The organism is Nostoc sp. JL33, from assembly GCF_017114985.1.
GTDB lineage: Bacteria > Cyanobacteriota > Cyanobacteriia > Cyanobacteriales > Nostocaceae > Nostoc.
The window spans coordinates 46,011-64,699 of sequence record NZ_JABXKP010000028.1 but is presented as its reverse complement, the minus strand read 5'-3'; the positions used below and the strand labels follow the sequence as shown (position 1 = coordinate 64,699).

General features: G+C 40.0%; 15 protein-coding genes and 1 pseudogene. 11 read left to right on the top strand and 5 right to left on the bottom strand.

From position 1 onward, the window contains the following. The first annotated feature begins 129 nt into the window (after positions 1-129). The 9 genes from HWQ23_RS07030 to HWQ23_RS06990 all read left to right on the top strand — a co-directional run bounded on the left by HWQ23_RS07030 (position 130) and on the right by HWQ23_RS06990 (position 10,107). Positions 130-570, top strand: coding sequence for a SufE family protein (locus HWQ23_RS07030; protein ID WP_292825510.1), 441 nt, complete (start codon positions 130-132; stop codon positions 568-570). A gap of 415 nt (positions 571-985) precedes the next feature. Then, complete coding sequence (locus HWQ23_RS07025) at positions 986-1,726, top strand: DUF1963 domain-containing protein (protein ID WP_292825508.1); 741 nt, start codon at positions 986-988, stop codon at positions 1,724-1,726. A 133-nt stretch (positions 1,727-1,859) separates the two neighbouring features. Further along, complete coding sequence (locus tag HWQ23_RS07020) at positions 1,860-2,774, top strand: alpha/beta fold hydrolase (RefSeq protein ID WP_292825506.1); 915 nt, start codon at positions 1,860-1,862, stop codon at positions 2,772-2,774. A gap of 284 nt (positions 2,775-3,058) precedes the next feature. Then, positions 3,059-3,796, top strand: coding sequence for a hypothetical protein (locus HWQ23_RS07015; RefSeq protein ID WP_292825504.1), 738 nt, complete (start codon positions 3,059-3,061; stop codon positions 3,794-3,796). A gap of 310 nt (positions 3,797-4,106) precedes the next feature. Further along, positions 4,107-5,078 carry a CobW family GTP-binding protein gene (locus tag HWQ23_RS07010; RefSeq protein WP_292825502.1) on the top strand — a complete coding sequence of 324 codons (972 nt, stop codon included), beginning with the start codon at positions 4,107-4,109 and terminating at the stop codon, positions 5,076-5,078. A gap of 461 nt (positions 5,079-5,539) precedes the next feature. Beyond that, entirely contained in the window at positions 5,540-6,631 is a 1,092-nt protein-coding gene (locus tag HWQ23_RS07005; protein WP_292825500.1) for a sensor histidine kinase, read from the top strand. Positions 6,632-6,736: 105 nt separating this feature from the next. Continuing rightward, a complete protein-coding gene (locus tag HWQ23_RS07000) occupies positions 6,737-7,798 on the top strand; it encodes a WD40 repeat domain-containing protein (protein WP_292825498.1) in 1,062 nt (353 codons plus the stop codon). A 78-nt stretch (positions 7,799-7,876) separates the two neighbouring features. Then, a complete protein-coding gene (locus HWQ23_RS06995; protein ID WP_292825496.1) occupies positions 7,877-8,149 on the top strand; it encodes a hypothetical protein in 273 nt (90 codons plus the stop codon). 353 nt (positions 8,150-8,502) lie between these two features. Then, complete coding sequence (locus HWQ23_RS06990) at positions 8,503-10,107, top strand: NAD(P)H-quinone oxidoreductase subunit N (protein WP_292825494.1); 1,605 nt, start codon at positions 8,503-8,505, stop codon at positions 10,105-10,107. 353 nt (positions 10,108-10,460) lie between these two features. On the opposite strand, the gene HWQ23_RS06985 is transcribed toward HWQ23_RS06990, so the two are convergent. The 5 genes and pseudogenes from HWQ23_RS06985 to HWQ23_RS06965 form a co-directional block, all read right to left on the bottom strand. Then, positions 10,461-11,819: an ATP-binding protein gene (locus HWQ23_RS06985; RefSeq protein WP_292825492.1), complete on the bottom strand. Its 1,359-nt coding sequence runs from the start codon at positions 11,817-11,819 to the stop codon at positions 10,461-10,463. A gap of 84 nt (positions 11,820-11,903) precedes the next feature. Continuing rightward, a complete protein-coding gene (locus HWQ23_RS06980) occupies positions 11,904-12,446 on the bottom strand; it encodes a methanogen output domain 1-containing protein (protein ID WP_292825490.1) in 543 nt (180 codons plus the stop codon). Positions 12,447-12,973: 527 nt separating this feature from the next. Next, positions 12,974-13,135: an ATP-binding protein gene (locus tag HWQ23_RS06975; protein ID WP_375466616.1), complete on the bottom strand. Its 162-nt coding sequence runs from the start codon at positions 13,133-13,135 to the stop codon at positions 12,974-12,976. A gap of 7 nt (positions 13,136-13,142) precedes the next feature. Next, a pseudogene (locus HWQ23_RS06970) lies at positions 13,143-13,655 on the bottom strand (FIST N-terminal domain-containing protein); the annotation flags it as partial. 42 nt (positions 13,656-13,697) lie between these two features. After that, entirely contained in the window at positions 13,698-15,008 is a 1,311-nt protein-coding gene (locus HWQ23_RS06965; protein ID WP_375466617.1) for a hybrid sensor histidine kinase/response regulator, read from the bottom strand. Between the two features lie 669 nt (positions 15,009-15,677). Here HWQ23_RS06965 and HWQ23_RS06960 point away from each other — a divergent pair. Then, positions 15,678-16,640, top strand: a complete 963-nt coding sequence (locus HWQ23_RS06960) for a terpene synthase family protein (RefSeq protein ID WP_292825488.1) — start codon at positions 15,678-15,680, stop codon at positions 16,638-16,640. 309 nt (positions 16,641-16,949) lie between these two features. Beyond that, positions 16,950-18,341 (top strand): cytochrome P450, encoded by a 1,392-nt coding sequence (locus tag HWQ23_RS06955; RefSeq protein ID WP_292825486.1) that lies wholly within the window; start codon positions 16,950-16,952, stop codon positions 18,339-18,341. The last annotated feature ends 348 nt before the right edge of the window (positions 18,342-18,689 follow it).

The window sequence follows — 18,689 nt, the reverse complement described above, 5'->3', positions numbered from 1 at the left end:
CAAGTTATAGTCAATTGGCTAGCTCCAGATGCGAAGGTAAAGCGGAGGCGCGTAGGCGCAGCCCGCCGTAGGCATTGCTCGAAAGATAATCTACACTCAAGGTGATACCGATCATTTGCAGCTTCTGTTATGTCCTCAACTCTAGATTCTTTGCCACCTGCGCTCGCTAAAATTGTCCAGCGCTTTCAACGCGCTTCCGAACCGAAGCGACGCTACGAACAGCTAATCTGGTATGCTCAGAAGCTCAATGAGTTCCCAGAAGCTGATAAATTACCCGAAAACAAAGTTCCTGGTTGCGTGTCTCAAGTTTATATCACAGCAGCCTTGGATGACGGGAAAGTTGTGTTTCAGGGCGATTCCGATTCTCAGTTAACGAAAGGATTAGTGGGGCTTTTGGTTGAAGGATTACATGAACTAACGCCAACCGAAATTGTCCAACTTACTCCAGATTTTATTCAAGAAACAGGTTTAAATGTTAGTCTGACACCTTCCCGTGCTAATGGGTTTTACAATATTTTTAAAACCATGCAAAAAAAAGCATTGGAATGTAAGTTAGACGTACCTAACTAAACAGATAAGTGCAAATAATTAGGGCTTGCTGAATAGAAGTGTAATATAGACCAGATAAGGGTTTTAAGCGTTTTTCCAACAAACAAGTGCAAGATCATAACATCTAGAGTCTCAAAACCCTTGCACAATGGTTAGCGATTGCTGGGTCAATTTGAAAACTGAGCGATGAAACAATCATTTTGTAAGCTGTGTGGCTTCTAGATTTGTTTTAAAGACTTATTCAGCAAGCCCTAATTATGGTTCTACCTCAGCAAAAACATTTGTATGTTGTACTCGATGCATCAAGGCTTCATAACTTATTTTGTCAAAGTCTTGTGTAAAGGTCAACCTTGCCACGAAGCTGATTAGGAGATTTAGGATATTTGTGGCTGACCTTAGCTATTATCTGGACAATTTCAGAACTGATTGAATAAAGATGGACGTAACAAACTTCTTGCAGATGTTTGAGCGAACACCGATCGCATTACACCAAGACTATTTATGTCGTGTCCTCCGCACCGCCATAGAAATTATGCGATCTGACTCTGGGATTAACTTGGCTGGAAGTCATTATGGTGGATCGCCTGATTTGCCAGAAAGGTTCAAGTGGCCAACTCACCATCTAGGATTTTACCGCTTCCTTGGCCAGTTTAACTTTGCAGAAATTCCACAAGTTAATGCTGATTTGCCTGAGAGCGGACTATTGAGCCTTTTCGTAGCTGATGACCCTGATGGTGAAAGCGAGCTTTTTTGGGGAGATCCGGGCTATATTTATGCAGAATTCTTTAGAGACATAACAAAACTTGTTCCTACTGTACCGCCTGATTCGGTTGCAAGAGGCTCTAGCTGCACAATCACATTTAGACAGACATTCGATCTTCCCTTTGACGAATATCAAGTTGACGAGTGGCCATTTCAGACAGATGAGCTATGTGCATCTTATGACGAGCTTCGGAATGCTTTACACCAGAGTGATGACTATCTTCTCGGATATCCATCGCATTGTAGCCTTGCATACGATCCAACTCCGGGAGTAGAGTGGATTTCGCTATTTACAGCTAATTCGGATGACGAATTAGACTGGTCTTGGCACGATGGTGATAAGCTCATGATCTTCATTGAGATTGAACGACTCAAAAAACACGACTTTTCAAATCTCAGATCGGACGCTGGTTAATAGCCAGTAAATAGGGCTGACAGTGGCTACCCCACGGCTGCATAGGCAGTCCCAGGCGGAGTAGATGAAAATGAAATAGCCCTGCTTTACTCCTAACTCCTAACTCCTAACTCTTAATAATAAATTTAGTCTCATGTCAACCAATCTATTATCTACCTCTGCTGCTATTGGCTTTGGTGGAGTGGTTCAAGAATATCTCTGGAACTGGGAAAATCAGCAATTGCGCGTTGTTTATGAAACCCTCGGTAAAGGTTCACCGCTATTGCTACTACCAGCTTTCAGCACTGTTTCGACACGTTTGGAAATGGGCGAACTTGCCAGGTTACTAGCTCCCAATTTTCAAGTTGTAGGCGTAGACTGGCCTGGATTTGGAGAATCTTCTCGCCCTAGTTTGAATTATCGACCGGAAATATATCAGCAATTTCTGGAAGATTTTGTTAAAGATATTTTTAATACTCCCATTACTGCGATCGCGGCTGGCCATGCTGCTAGTTACGTTTTACAATTAGCTGTGAAACAACCTGCTGCTTTCTCACGGATTGTCTTGCTAGCTCCTACTTGGCGTGGCCCTTTGCCGACAATGGGGGCAAGTCAGCAAATAGCTGGCATGGTGAGAGAATTGGTGCGATCGCCTATACTTGGTCAAGCTCTCTACAAACTCAACACTACCCAATCTTTCTTAAGTTTTATGTACCGTCGTCATGTCTTTACTGACGCGGCTAAAATTACACCCAGTTTCATTGAGAAGAAGTGGCACACGACTCAACAACCAGGAGCGCGATTTGCATCTGCCGCCTTTGTGACTGGTAATCTTGATGCTGTACACGCACAATCTGATTTTCTGGAACTTGTGCAGTCTTTAACCGTACCGCTCATGGTAGTAATTGGGGAATCTAGCCCCCCCAAATCACGAGAAGAAATGAACGCTTTGGTAGCTTTACCAGGAGTAAGAAGCGTTGTAATTCCTGGTTCTCTGGGACTGCATGAAGAATACCCAGCAGTTGTTTTAGAAGCAGTTAAAGATTTTTTGTTCTCTCCAGAAAATTAAATTCTCACTTATTGATTAAAGTATAATTTTCTGGTTTATGATAATGATTATCATAGACTGTTTCTCGTTTGTATACAATATACTCTGACCTCTCTCCTTTTAGGCTATATCTGCCCCTATTTCCGTTTGAATACGGATCTCGCTTTGACCTCTTTTAGGTTAGAAAGTGAGCGGCAATCAAAATTTTAGAAATGAGTAACAATCAGAAATTCAAATATTTATCTCTAGCGTATTGTGCGTATCTTGCACTGACAATATATTGGGACTTTCACTATACTGGCCCAATGAAATTTTTGGGAGAAATGCAGATCAGTATGTTTGGTAAGCAGTGGCAAGCTGTAAGTTTAATGATCCTTAATCTTCCAGTTATATCGTTAGTGACTTATTTACGCAATCGAGTTCAAAGCCAAAATCCAGATAAAGAATTTTCTGCTAAGTGGAATGTAATTGATGATTTGACAAATAACCGACTTCTAAAAAATGCGATCATGCCGATAATTAAAATAATTATCGGGTTTGTTGTACTGAATATTACATTAGCGCAATCATTCGGTAAAGATATTGGTACGATTAACATCGCTCAACTAACTTCCGGCAAAATTGCTGAACACAGTTTTTACGCCAATATTTCAGGCTATCCAGATCCCAATGTGTTAGTAACACAAAAGGGAGCTAGAATGCCTAGAGTCTATATTGCATTGAGAGAGAATTCTCAGTCAAATACCCCGGTTCATTTGATTATTTCATTAGATAAGGGTGATATTGAAGAGTATGTTCACAAAGAACCAAAAAGTGAAACAGTAACGGTGAGTGGATTTGTGACTGAGGGTGGAGAAGGAGAAGTAAGAACGTGGTTAGAAAAGCAAGGAGTTGCCATTGATGAAAGTTACTGGACTATCATCCCTAGAGTTAATCTGAGTAGCCGCAGTAGTACGAAATATTTTTCGATATTTATAGCTATTGCCTTTATCAGTTTTGCCGCTTTTATCTTTTATAGAAATCGCAAAGAACAAACAGCATAGCTGAATGTGGCATTGTCAAGGTACTAACCTGCGACCTCCGAGAAGTCTGTAGAAGTTTCTGCGGTTACTCTAAGAGTTCTCCAAAGCAGTAGGTTTGCTTGTATGCAATATTCTGATCAGACTACGCCAATTTGTGAATTGTGAATATTTATTACTTATAGCAGATGCGTAAAAATAAAATGTTCTTTGATTAAGTTATGTGATGATTTTACTGAAACTCAAAATAACAGCAAGTTAGCACAAAAATATAAAAAGATTTATGATATGTGATAATGATTATCCACAAAGTGAGATAAGGGGAATTTAGAGTATGGTGGCTGACGTAATCAACAATTCAGTTCCCGTTACTGTTCTTACAGGCTATTTGGGAGCAGGTAAAACGACTCTACTCAATCACATCCTCACCTACGAACACGGCAAAAAAGTTGCTGTGATTGTCAATGAATTTGGGGAAGTGGGTATTGATAATCAATTGATTATCGATGCAGATGAAGAAATATTTGAAATGAATAATGGCTGTATCTGTTGTACAGTGCGCGGCGATTTAATCCGGATCATTGGCAATTTGATGAAGCGGCGCGATAAATTTGACCATTTAGTAATTGAAACAACTGGATTAGCCGATCCTGCACCAGTGATTCAGACATTTTTTGTGGATGAAGATTTGCAAAGCCAACTGTCTCTAGATGCGGTGGTAACAGTCGTAGATGCCAAGCATATCTGGCAGCACTGGGATGCAGACGAAGCACAAGAACAGATTGCCTTTGCCGATGTGATTTTACTTAATAAAACAGATTTAGTAGCGCCAGAAGAGTTGGATGAATTAGAAAAACGGATTCGGGCGATGAATGCGATCGCAAAAATCTACCGTACCCAAAATTCTGAACTAGGAATGGATGCTTTATTAGGTGTAAAAGCCTTTGATTTAGACCGCGCATTAGAAATTGATCCAGATTTCTTAGGCGAAGATGCCCATGTACACGATGAAACTGTCTTTTCTGTGGCTTTAGTAGAAGCGGGTGCAGTCGATGGAGAAAAATTAAACGCTTGGATTTCCGAGTTACTGCGTACCCAAGGGCCAGATATCTTTCGGATGAAAGGCATTTTAAATATTGCTGGAGAAGATAATCGATTTGTGTTTCAAGGAGTACACATGATATTTGATGGCAAACCCGATCGCCCTTGGAAACCAAGTGAAACCCCCAAAAACGAACTAGTTTTTATCGGTCGTAATCTTGATGCAGCCCAACTCAAGCAAGATTTTCTCGCCTGTCTAGCATAAAAAACGAGTTAGCAGTTAGGAATGATGATTGATGAGTTAAAATTCCTAACTTCTAACTCCTAATACCAAATTATTGTGAAGCTGTATGAAACAGGAGAAGAGTGAAATAATTGCCAAGCAAAGGTTTTAGCTTTCTCATTCTATGCAACTTCATAAAAAATTGGTATAAACCATAAAAAGCGGCAAAATAACACACCTTGAAAGCGCTAGTCCTACTGTTGTGACTTGAAGAAGATTTTGGACAGGTTGTCCAACTTTACCTGGCAAAAACCTCCAAAAAATAGCAAAAAAGAAAACTAAGAGAAAAGTTGACGAGGAGTAATATTAATAGGAGTTGAATTCTTATTTTTAGTTTCTTAGATTTGTGTCCACTTTCTTGTTAGATTTTTGTGATAATATCCATTTTGTTCTTCCAAATGAAGGATGGCTTTATTCTTCCCTTTTTGGTGTTTTTATAATCTATGTCTAACCAAACGTCGAAGCGTCTTAAGCAAAATGTTGAAAGGATTATGCAGACGTGGGAGGAGCGGGCGCGTGATGAAGTTGGTGCATCAATGCATCAGGACTCTCTGATGCTACAAAATTCGCTACCTGAGTATCTAAACCAATTGGTGGATGAATTGTCAACGAAGATTGAAAGGACACCAGCGAGAATAAAAACGGATAAGCTAGAAAGCACTCGGATTGGGAAAAAGCATGGACATGAGCGGGCAGGTTTTGCCGACTACTCGATGACTCAACTCATCTTTGAGTACCACATTCTCCGTCAAGTCATATTTCAGATTTTAGAAGAAGAAGCGGCTTTAGAGGTAAGGGAACGGGATATTATTATCGACTCTATTGAGCAAGCCGTTAACGATGCGGCGACTCAATTTTCCCAGACGCTGCGAGATATTCAAGAATTATTTATGGTGACACTGACTCACGATCTTAGAAACCCACTCAATGTCATAAAAATGGGTACTCACCTGACTTTGCGTCGGCTTGAACAAGGAGACACTCATGCCAATATCGCGGCGAAAATGCTAAAAGCAGTCGAGCGTTTGAATTCGATGATTCAAAATCTGCTCGATGCTAGTCGGCTGCGGGCAGGGCACAGCTTAAACTTTGAATTTGAAGAATGCAATTTAGACAGCCTTGTTCAGGACGTAGTAGAGGATTTGAACTTTGCTTATGGAGAGCGGTTTATTGTAGTTTCTGATACTGCTATCAGGAGTAATTGCAGCCGTAAACAGATACGACGGGTAATTGAAAACTTAGCTATTAACGCTGTGAAGTATGGTGCTGCTAATACACCAATTACACTTACGCTTGAACAAATTGAAACGCAGACCAGCCTCACTATCCACAACGAAGGTAATCCGATTTCTTCAGAAGCTCAATCAATCTTATTTCAACAATTTCGTCGAACCATCTCTGCTGAGGATCAAACAGGATGGGGGTTAGGATTATTTTTAGCAAAGAGTATTATCGAGGCGCATCAGGGGACGATTGAAGTTGAAAGTGCCGAGGGCAAGGGGACAAGCTTTATCGTTAAGTTGCCTAAATTTTGAGCAGGTAATGTCTGTCTCTTCTTACAACTTTATCTTGGAAGCTCTATTCTATGCAGCTTCATATTAAATTGGTATAACTTATAACTCCTAACTTATGTATAAAATATGAACTCCACAACCAGTAAATCTAAAGAATTTGAACAACACTATTCGGGGACACTTTCAGATTATGTAACTGCGATCGCTTGGTCGCCACAAGGTAAAACTTTAGCAGCAACTTCCGCCGCCGGTGAAGTAGTTTTGTGGAATGATAGCGAACTCACAACTTTGCAAACTGGTAACGGGAAATCAGTAGATTGTCTCGCTTTTTCGCCCGATGGGAAATTTTTAGCCGTTGGCGGACAAGATGGACAGGTTAAAATTTGGCGCGACACTGAATTAATCGCCACTTTAGAAAATGCCCCCGCATGGGTTGACAAGCTAGCTTGGAATTACACTACTAACCAATTAGCTTTTAGTTTGGGGCGTTACGTCCAAGTCTGGGATGCAGATACTCATGAAATTGTCGTGACGCTGAATTTCGACAACTCTTCAGTATTGGGTATAGATTGGCGCATTGATGGACAATACTTAGCCATTAGTGGTTATAAGGGAGTGAAGATTTGGCATAGTCAAAACTGGGATGAAGACCCATACAGCTTAGATATGACTACTGTCAGTTTAGCTATGGCTTGGTCGCCCGATGGCAAATTCCTGGCTTCTGGCAATATGGATCGTAGCGTTACTGTTTTGGAATGGAACAACCCTGACCCTTGGGTAATGCGTGGCTTCCCTGGTAAAATTCGCCAATTAGCATGGTCAGAAGCTATCACAAAAGTGGGTGCGCCAATACTGGCATCTTCTAGCGTTGAAGGTATTGTGGTGTGGGAAAAGCTAGAGGATGATTCTTTAGGTTGGGAAGCGCGAGTATTAACTAATCATGTAGGTGTGATTAATGCGATCGCCTTTGCACCCAAAAGCTTCCTTCTCGCTTCTGCTGCTGCTGACGGCTGGTTGTGTTTGTGGAACAAAGCCAAGGAAGTATCCCAAATTATCACAGGTGTCTCAGGAGGCTTTTCCACCCTAGCTTGGCATCCCCAAGGTAAGTTACTGGCCGCCGGCGGTGATCAGGGCGAATTAGTTGTATGGTCAAAGGTTTTGCGGGGTCAAGGATTCGGGCGTAGTTAAGCAATACTCAGTAATTAAAGTTGAACCTCGGCAATTTGTTGGGTATGCTGTATCAGCAAAGGTATATTTGTGTGAATTATGAACATAGTCAAACTGATTTTACTTGCCTGTCCTGCACTTCTGGTATCCATGCTGCTGGTAGTCAATCCAGCACACGCATCCAGCCTGAAATCTGCGTATGCTACACAAATTATGACGGTAGCATCTACACAACAAATTCCTGATCTGGCAACACCAAAGTTGGCTCAAAAATCTACTCCGATTATTGATCAACTTGGTTGCAATTGTGCAAACTGTGTTCAGTCTAAATTTCAGTCGCTACAAGGCAAACTGCCATCTGTCGATTTTTAACAAATTTAGGAGTTATGAATATTGTCGGGGCACAGCACTGCTGTGCCCTGATTAATTTTATAAGCTTTTTGTACCTACCGGTTGCCTACGGCACGCTGTTCGCGTTCGCACTGCCTGCGGCATAATTATTTATGATATTCGCTAAAGATCATGCCTGAAAAACGAGGTGGAAAAGCTGTTAGGTGAATTCCTAGATACGGAGAAAGCTGCTGGTAAGCCAGTGAAGTTGGTGCAATCGCCATCTGCACCCAAGCTGTTAAGCTCTTGTTAAAAGAGCTAGTCTCTTGATTAGAAAACTTGCTAGAGTGAACAGAGTTAGCCTTAATGTCTAATCGCCAAAACCTATACATCTCATGGATTTTGCTAATATTGCATCCCAGCTAAACGCTGGAACGATTTTACCAGAGGGGATTGTTATTCTTACCCTCTTGGGGGTTTTGATTGTTGATTTGATTTTGGGGCGTACATCCGCACGCTGGATTGGATATCTAGCGATCGCAGGTTTATTTGCTTCGATTATCGCCCTATATTTTCAATGGGACGCTCCTAATCCCATCGGTTTTACCGGTAGCTTTAACGGTGATGACCTGAGTATCGTCTTTCGCGGTATTATTGCCTTGTCTGCGATCGCGACTATACTGATGTCAATTCGCTACGTTGAGCAGAGCGGTACACCTTTAGCCGAATTCATCGCTATTTTGCTGAGTGCTACTTTAGGAGGGATGTTTTTATCCGGGGCTAGTGAGTTGGTGATGATTTTCATCTCCCTAGAAACCCTGAGTATCTCCTCTTATTTGTTGACAGGCTATACCAAGCGTGACCCCCGCTCCAATGAAGCGGCGCTGAAATACTTGTTAATTGGAGCTTCCAGTACGGCAATATTTTTGTACGGTGTATCACTGCTGTATGGACTATCTGGAGGACAAACTCAATTAAGTGCGATCGCGAATGGCATTGCCACAGCTAAAGTCGGACAATCTTTAGGTTTAGTGATTGCCCTGGTTTTTGCGATCGCCGGTATTGGCTTCAAAATCTCCGCTGCACCCTTCCACCAGTGGACACCAGACGTTTACGAAGGCGCTCCCACCCCAGTAATCGCCTTTTTATCTGTCGGTTCCAAAGCAGCTGGGTTTGCTCTAGCCATCCGCCTGCTGACAACAGCCTTCCCTCTTGTTGCTGACGAGTGGAGGTTTGTCTTCACTGCTCTGGCCGTTCTCAGTATGATCTTGGGTAACGTAGTCGCCCTAGCCCAAACCACCATGAAACGGATGCTAGCTTATTCATCCATTGCCCAAGCTGGGTTTGTGATGATTGGCTTGATTGCTAGTACACAGGCAGGGTATGCCAGTATGATATTTTACCTACTGGTTTACCTGTTCATGAACCTGTGCGGTTTTACCTGCATCATTTTGTTCTCACTACGGACGGGAACCGACCAGATTTCCGAATACTCTGGCTTATATCAAAAAGACCCACTCCTAACACTGGGATTGAGTATTTCCCTGCTTTCCTTGGGTGGTATTCCACCATTGGCGGGGTTTTTCGGCAAGATTTACTTATTCTGGGCTGGTTGGCAAGCAGGTCTTTATTGGTTAGTCTTGCTGGGCTTAGTTACCACCGTCGTCTCCATCTACTACTACATTCGCGTAGTTAAGATGATGGTAGTGAAAGAACCCCATGAAATGTCCGACGCCGTGAAGAATTATCCAGAAGTGCGTTGGGATTTGCCTGGGCTAAGACCTTTGCAGGTCGGGTTGGTGGTAACATTAATTGCCACTTCTATAGCAGGGATTTTGTCAAATCCACTGTTTACATTGGCTAACAATTCCATCTCCAATACCCCAATTTTGCAAGCAACAATCAACACTAATGTAAAAGCACAAAATCTACAGCTTTTACCAAAGTTAGATTCGGTTAGTCAGTCTCAACCCTCAGTTGATTCTACGGCGAAGATTTAATAATCCGAGTCTCAACCAAACTTTGTACTCAAAGACACGCCTGTTTGCTAATAATAAGCAGACAGGCGTTTGTTATATCATTTAACTTCAAATAAAATTTACAACTTATATTAAGTCCGGTTAAATATGGCGCTTCTCAGTTGATTGCAATAGAAACCTAACCCCCAACCGTTGTAGCGTTGGTGAGTAAGATTCAAAGCCTCTCTCGTTTTAGCAGAGAAGAATGGAAGTGAGGTCAAAGTCTATTCCATACAAACGAGAAGCGCTATACTTGTAATTTACATAGGTTTAGTATACTAATAGATAAGCCTTATCTTGATTTTTGGCAACAATCCTAAAGCAGTAATTAAACTTTATGAAACTGAGCTAATAGGTATCTTAATTACAAGTTCTGCACCTTTTCCGGGAACAGAAAAACAGCTAAGTTGTCCTTTATGTTTTTCAACTATAATCTGATAGCTTATATATAGCCCTAGTCCAGTACCTTTGCCCACGGCTTTAGTAGTGAAAAACGGATCAAATAGCTTTGAGCGAACTTGCTCATTTATCCCCAAACCATTATCAGCAATACTAACCACTATCCATTTTTTATCGATTACCTCAGTTTTAATTAGAATTTCGGGATTATTATTTGTCAGTTTTTGCTTGTCTTTGTTCGCCGCCGCCTCCAGTGCATCGATCGCATTAGCAAGAATATTCATAAAAACTTGGTTGAGTTGACTAGGATAGCAAGTTACATTCGGCAGTTGACTATATTTTTTGATAACTTTGATTTCTGGGTACTCATGTGTAGCTTGCAAGCGATGCTCCAAAATCATTAAAGTACTATCAATTCCTTCATGGATATTAACTTGCTTAAGTTCTGCTTCATCAAGCCTGGAAAAGTTACGTAGTGATTTAACAATTTCCTGAATGCGTTCTGTTCCAACTTTCATTGACTGGAAGAGTTTAGTTATATCTTCAATCAAAAAATCTAAGTCTATTTTTTCTACTTGCTCTTGAATTTCTGGAGGAGTATTTGGAAAAAATTGTTGATAAATTTGCACCAATCTCAGTAAATCCTGAGTGTATTTATGGGCATGGTGAAGGTTCCCATAAATAAAACTCACCGGGTTATTAATTTCATGGGCAATACCAGCAACCATCTGACCTAAACTAGACATTTTCTCAGCTTGGATAAGCTGAGTTTGGGTAAGTTGCAGTTCGTTTAGTGTTTCTTGTAAAGCAGTTGTACGTTCCTCAACCCGAATTTCTAGCTCTTGATTCGCTTTCTTGAGTGCTGACTCCGCTTGTTTACGTCTGTGAACTTCTTTTGCTAACTCATCAATTTTCTCGTTCAAAAGAATGAAATTACTGGTGGCTACAACTCTATTTTCCAAGCGTAAGAGAATTAAAGCTGAAGATTTACCAGACCAAGGTTGAATAACGGCTCCTTGGCTACGACATATTAACGTTTGTCCATCATTCTTTCGTAAAGTCAAGGAGCCAATAACCATTGCTCTGCTACTTGAACAAGCTTGCAGGTACTTGATAATATCGTTAGCAGACTCAGTTACAAGTTCAAAGAGCATTTTTCCCCGCAGTTGCTTACGGCGTAACCCCAACATATCTGCTACTGGTTTATTAGTAGCCAACAACTCACCCTCTCCACTGACTAGGAGTAAAGGTTCTGGTAAAACTCTGGCAAATTCAAGAAATTGTTCAGGAGTCATGGGGCTTCCATTCTCAAAGTTTGGCTCTACTTTACATATCTGCACTCAAGCTTGTATCCTGGGGTTGGTTTAGTGCTGAAGGGTTTAGGCAGATTCTAGTCCCCTAAAGTATTCTCTACCTTCTGCATCTTCTGTCTCTTCTGTAATTTTTAAGTAAACAATAACTCTACATCCAGGATCACCCTGTGCTATGGTCTCTTGCAATTCTACTTTCGCATAGCCCAGATTATTAGCTGCGATCGTCCCAAAAACGTTTGAAGTGATCATGCACATGGCAGGGCGATTAAGTACTTTGTCGCCAAATGGGCAGGCGCGGTTGCCAAAGACAATTTTTTCATCATTCTGCTCAATCACATAAAAATCGCCCTGGATTCGTCTTTTTAAATCAACCAAGACATCAGCTACCTGGTTACGAGAAAGGTTGGAGACTTCCAAGGCAGATTTGTAATCTTGGTTTAGCTGCCTACCCATCGTTCCACCAACTACACTAATAAATCCCGAAGCTTCTTCTAAGCCTACTACGTCCTGCAAAGTGCCAGATAATTCTCTGATTAATGTACGTAAAAATATATCGCGTTCTAAAGAAAGATTAAGTGTAGCTATTGAGTGGTTAACTGTATTGGTCATAAATTTTGAAGACGCAATCTTGGAACTACAATTCTAGAGTTCCCTAAAATGTCTCTAAAGTAACTGCTTAATATCTTTCTTCAGAGAATTTGATGCTGGCTTTTGTTTCTAATGAATGGTATTGGTGATCACAAATTCTGAACCTTGTCGTTGCGACAGCTCCCGATTTTGCAAAGCCTCTTCTAGCTTACGTCCCCACTATTACCCAATAGGCTTGGGGGTTTCCCCGATGAACGACTGGCGTGGGTTGGGGGGATCTTCCTGGACAAAATATCATTCAATACGGTTCGGTTAAGGCAAGAGACGCGATAAATCGCCGTCTCTTGCATTGGACTGATTATTGTAAAGACGGCGATTTATCGCGTCTTTGCGATGCAATCAGGATAAAAGTTTTCTGTTTTCTATAAATAAATTTTGTTGCTTTGAAACCGTAATTAATTACGAATTATTCAGCCACTATGACTTGCTACCACATTGAATATTTCTTTTTTATAATATTAATTTTAATAATTGATATATTTGCTACTTTAATAAATTGGAATGGTAATTATAAACTCGGAACCTTTTCCTAATACAGAATTTACTTCTAGAGTCACTTTATGCTTTTGGACAATAATTTTATAGGCAATTGATAATCCTAATCCTGTTCCTTTTCCCACAGGTTTGGTTGTGAATAAATGGTCAAACATTTTTTGCTGTTTTTTGATATCTTGACTGATCGGCTGCCAAACCACCGAATATCGGAAGATGTTGCCCAAGAGCTAGCTTTAAGCCATTCAATATAGACACACCACTAGTTGTAAGGCTCTCTGGATGAGTTAAACACAGCCTTGGAACTGCGGTACTTTTTACTTTGGCTTGCTCCACAGCTTGTTTAGTTGCAGTTATTGGATCGCCTGAAACTTTACGTCCAACTCCTGCATGAATTTCAACTTCGTCTGAGCAAAACAACATCAAGCTGATTGAGTCCTGCTGAAACTCTAAGACTGAAGAAATTTCTCCATCTGTTGTTCCACCAATCAACTCAATCTCCGGAAAAGCCTGATCAATTTGCTGCAAAATGAGAGAATGTTCAAAATCAATTGCAGCAAAAATAATCCCAGCTTTTGGTATATTTCCTGCAAGAGAACTGGTACATTGCTGAAGAACTTCTTCAACTGCTGATAGAGAATCTGGATCGTTACTGTGACCTACTACTGCCTTAAACATATATTTATCTATTATATTTATGAACGCAACTTGTTATGATTCTTAAATGGGAAGCTTAATGATAAACTCTGAACCTTGTCCTAGTTCTGAATTTACCTCCAGAGTTCCTCCATGTTTTTCGACAACAATTTGATGGGCAATTGATAATCCTAATCCTGTGCCTTGTCCCACAGCCTTGGTGGTGAATAAATAATCAAAGATTTTTTGCTGGATATCAACTGACATTCCCACGCCATTATCTTTAATCCGAATCAAAATATGATTTTTATCTTCAGAAAAAGTAGTTTGAATCAAAAGTTGATTGGGGTTTGCTTCAATTTCAGTATAGGTGCGTCCTGCATTAGACTCCTCTAAAGCATCAATAGCATTAGCTAACAAATTCATAAATACCTGATTTAGTTGCCCGATAAAACATTTTAATTCTGGCAAATTATCGTAATCTCTAATTACTTGAATATCGGGTCGATCCTCGGATGCTTTTAAGCGGTGTTTAAGAATCATGATTGTGGTATCAATGCCATCATGAATGTTGCAATAAACTTTGCGATCGCTATCTGATCGAGAAAAGGTTCTCAGACTGGTGCTAATGTTGCGAATGCGCTGAACACCCTCTTGCATTGAGGAAATTAAATTAGGTAGATCGGAAAGCATATACTTCAAATCTATCGCTACAATTTTCTCTTGAATTTCTGAAACCGGATCAGGATAGTGCTGCTGATAGAGATCAATGAGGTTAATCATGTCTTGGAAATATACTGAAGCGTGTCCGAGATTTCCATGAATAAAACCAACTGGATTATTAATTTCATGAGCAACTCCTGCTACTAATTGACCAAGGGCAGACATTTTTTCTGTCTGTACAAGCTGAAGTTGAGACTCTTGTAGGTCTTTTAATGCCTTAGACAACGCTGCTGTCCTTTCTGCAACTCGTTTTTCTAAAGTTTTTGTGAGATTTCGTAATTGAAGATGGGTTTTAATTCTAGCTAATAATTCTTCTTCATGAAAGGGTTTGGTGATGTAATCAACTGCACCTATACTTAGACCCTTTACTTTACTAACCGTATCAGAATTTGCCGTCATAAAAATTACGGGAATATCACAAGTAGCTGAATTTTCTTTCAGCCTTTTACAGGTTTCAAATCCATCTATTCCCGGCATCATTACATCTAGCAAAATCAAATCAGGTAGTCTATTTTCAGCCTGATTAATCGCCTTTTCTCCATCATTCTCTGTAATAACTTTAAAGCCTACATTAGTTAATACCTCAAAGACAAATTCTAAATTTGTAGTAGTATCATCCACTACTAAAATTAAACTATCTTCTGGTACATAGAGCATTTTTATATCTGACATATAATTCATGTATTTAAATTAAATTTACTCCTTGTCAATTGTTCACTATTGCCCTGCGATCGCAGCTAAGTCACCTCTATTCTATTGGCAGACTGACTGACTTTTTTTCTAGTCTGACAATCCTATAGTTCCCAAAAACTCTGACAACAGCAACATTTTCACATTAAATTGCCCTATGGGACTACGGGGGCGATCGCTACAGGATGGAAATTAACCACCAATCTTCACTTTCACTAGAGTTGAACATCCTCTTTATGAAGGCGATCGCTCTGAAATTAGTCATTATTACCCTTGTCTTTTTATAAAAGTAGCGCTAACCAGAACAATATTGTTGATACCGTAATTTAAATTTTTCAGTTCGTCAACAGCATTTATGATGAACAGACACAGAGGTAACTGTTTTTATTAAAAACACATAATTCAACATAATTACGGTTATTCTTTTATTAAAAAATATTGAACAATAGTTAGATAGATTTGAAAATATTCATATACATTTACATACTACTGATAGTGGTGTTAATCATATTTACACACAATTCAGAAAACGTGGTATTGTTGTGAATTTTTCAAAAATTTTTGTCAAAGACTCTTAAGAAATCTCTTGATCTATTGTCTTTGTTCTACTGTGATTCATTTTTTTCAGTACTTTAAACTAATACATTTTTTGTGAAGCAATTACTTTACCCTGATTTATATTGTCCATTTACATCCCAGATCAATAAGCATGTTGATATTTTAGAAGAGTATGCTCTTGAATGGGTGCTTCGCTTCAACCTCCTGGCTGATGAATCAACTTATAAGCGTTTTTGCAAGTCTAAATTCTTTTTCTTAGCTGCATCTGCTTATCCTTATAGCAATATTGAAGAACTGAAGATTGCACATGACTGGCTGAGTTGGGTGTTTATTTGGGATGATCAATGTGATTTATCAGAGTTAAAAAAGCAACCTGAAATAATAAAGCTTTTTCACCAAAGATTTTTAGAAATATTGAACGGTGCAGAACCTACAAGCCAGGATACACTATTCAGTCATGCATTAGCTGACTTACGACAACGAACTCTCCAAAGAGCTAGCATAAAATGGTTTAAGTACTTCATCAGCTACTTGGAAGACTACTTCTGTGGTTGCGTTCAGGAAGCAACCAACCGCGCCAAGGGAATTGTACCTGATGTGGACACTTATATTATGATACGTAGGTCAAGCGTAGGTGTCTATGCTGTTCTCGCATTAGCTGAATTTTGTAATCAGTTCATGATTCCTGATGTTTTAAGAAATCACTATCTTGTGAAAAAACTGGAACTAATTACAACTGACATTATTGCCTGGTCTAATGATATCTTCTCCGCATCCAGAGAAATAGCTAGTGGTGATGTTCACAATTTAATATTTGTGTTGCATTATCACAAGCAAATTTCTCTAGAAGAAGCAACAAAACAAGTGATAGAAATCCACGATCAAGAAGTACGTTCCTTATTGGTCTTAGAATCATTTCTCCCATCTTTTGGAGAAGAATTAGATGTTGATATGGCAAAATATATATCAAGTATGCATAGTTGGATTCGTGGTAATCTCGATTGGTATTCCCACTCTTCTCGCTATCAAAATTCAGAAAGGCTGGAGCTAAAATAATTCAAATAATCAAATCATACTCTAGATTTAAACCCCGTCCATTATGCAACGCCGAATTTTCAGGAAAGTATGTTATTTGGTCGGGGCTTGAGTTCTGAGCTTTACCCTAATTCCAAAAAACTAGGTTTTTCAAGGTAGATGCGGTTTATCTATAAGCCAAAGTTACTTCAGCAGTGAACGTGGAATACTAACCTAAGATGTATTCAAGTTGTACGCAATAAATTTTGAATCTATGACATTAAGTAATTTAGATAGCAAGAATTAATGACCATCAGATTAGCCCACCACAATTTAAAAGTAAAAAATTAGATGCAACTACCTAATCTTCTCAAAACCCCCTCTTTACTACAAAAGCTTCAGTGGGTTAGTGACCCTGTAGGCTATATGGAAAATGCAGCCCAGCAATATCCTGATATTTTTACTGGTAATATCATCGGTTTTGGTGACACAGTAGTGTTTGTAAACCATCCCCAAGCAATCGAGGAAATTTTAACTAATGATAGAAAAAAGTTTACAGCCGTCGGGAAACTCAACGAAATTTTGCAGCCGCTTTTGGGCAATTATTCAGTCCTGATGCTGGAGGGCGATGCTCACAAACGCCAACGACAACTTGTGACACCCTCTTTTCATGGAGAGCGGATGCAAGCCTATGGTCAGCTAATCTGTAATGCGTCTGAAAAACTCTTTAGTCAGTTACCATTAAACAAGCCATTTTTCGCTCGTAATCTAACAGAGGAGATATCCCTGCAAGTCATTTCACAGGCTATCTTTGGCTTGTATGAGGAAGAAAAAATTCAAAAACTTAGACAACTATTACCGTTACTGTTAAACCTTTTTCAGTCACCTTTGACTTCTAGTTTATTCTTTTTCCCATTCTTGCAACAGGATTTAGGAGCTTGGAGTCCTTGGGGGAAATTCCTGCGCGATCGAGAGCAAATTGATCAATTCCTCTACACTGAAATTGCCGAGTGTCAGCAAAAACCTGATCCAGAACGCATCGATATTCTTTCTTTGTTGATATCATCTCGGGATGAAGCGGGCCAACCGATGACGGATCAGGAGTTGCACGATCAGTTAATAACCCTAATACTTGCTGGTTATGACACTACGGCATCGGTAATGTCTTGGGGATTTTACTGGATTCACCAAAATCCTCTAGTGCGGGAAAAACTGCTCCAAGAACTAGACACTCTCGGTGATTCCCCAGATCCGATGAGCATTTACCAACTGCCATATCTCACAGCTGTCTGTAATGAAACCTTGCGAATTTACCCCGTTACAATGTTTTCATTTCCGAGGGTAGTGCAAGAATCCGTTGAATTATTGGGACATCCTTTAGAGCCAGGAACTGTACTGCTTCCCAGTATTTATCTCACTCATCACCGAGAGGATTTATACCCCCAGTCTAAGCAATTTAAACCAGAGCGCTTTATTGAACGTCAATTTTCTCCCTATGAATTCCTGCCTTTTGGCGGTGGTGTCCGTCGTTGTATTGGCCAAGCTTTGGCTCAATTTGAAATAAAGCTAGTATTCGCAACCGTTTTATCACGCTATGACTTGGCACTAGTTGATCAGCGGCCAGAGAAACCTCAGCGTCGAGGTTTTAACCTTGCGCCTTCCAGTGGAGTCAAGATGGTAATTACAGGACGGCGTGCGCGTCAAAAGTCTTTAGTTAATATGACAACTACATCCGTATCCTAGTAGCTTGCCAGAGTTGTTTTTATGAGTTCTAAAAATCACCCAGTTTTTGTGACAAACTGGGTTTTTAGAATTGTAGGTTGGTAGAGCGGAGCAAAATTCAATAAACTTTCAAATGTTAAGTTTCGCTTTACTTAACCCAATTTTGTATTTTAAAAGAACTATTATACCGTTTCATAATAATGATACAAATACGTTGTTAGGAGCACAGCATTACTTATGCGTGTCAACTTAAGCTAAAACTCGTTTAAAACCTCGTTTCCAGCCTCTGGCTGGAAATGCACCTCATTGCGGCTCTGCCGCTCTTTCTTGAGGCGGAGCCTCTCATAATGCATTCCCAGTCAGAGACTG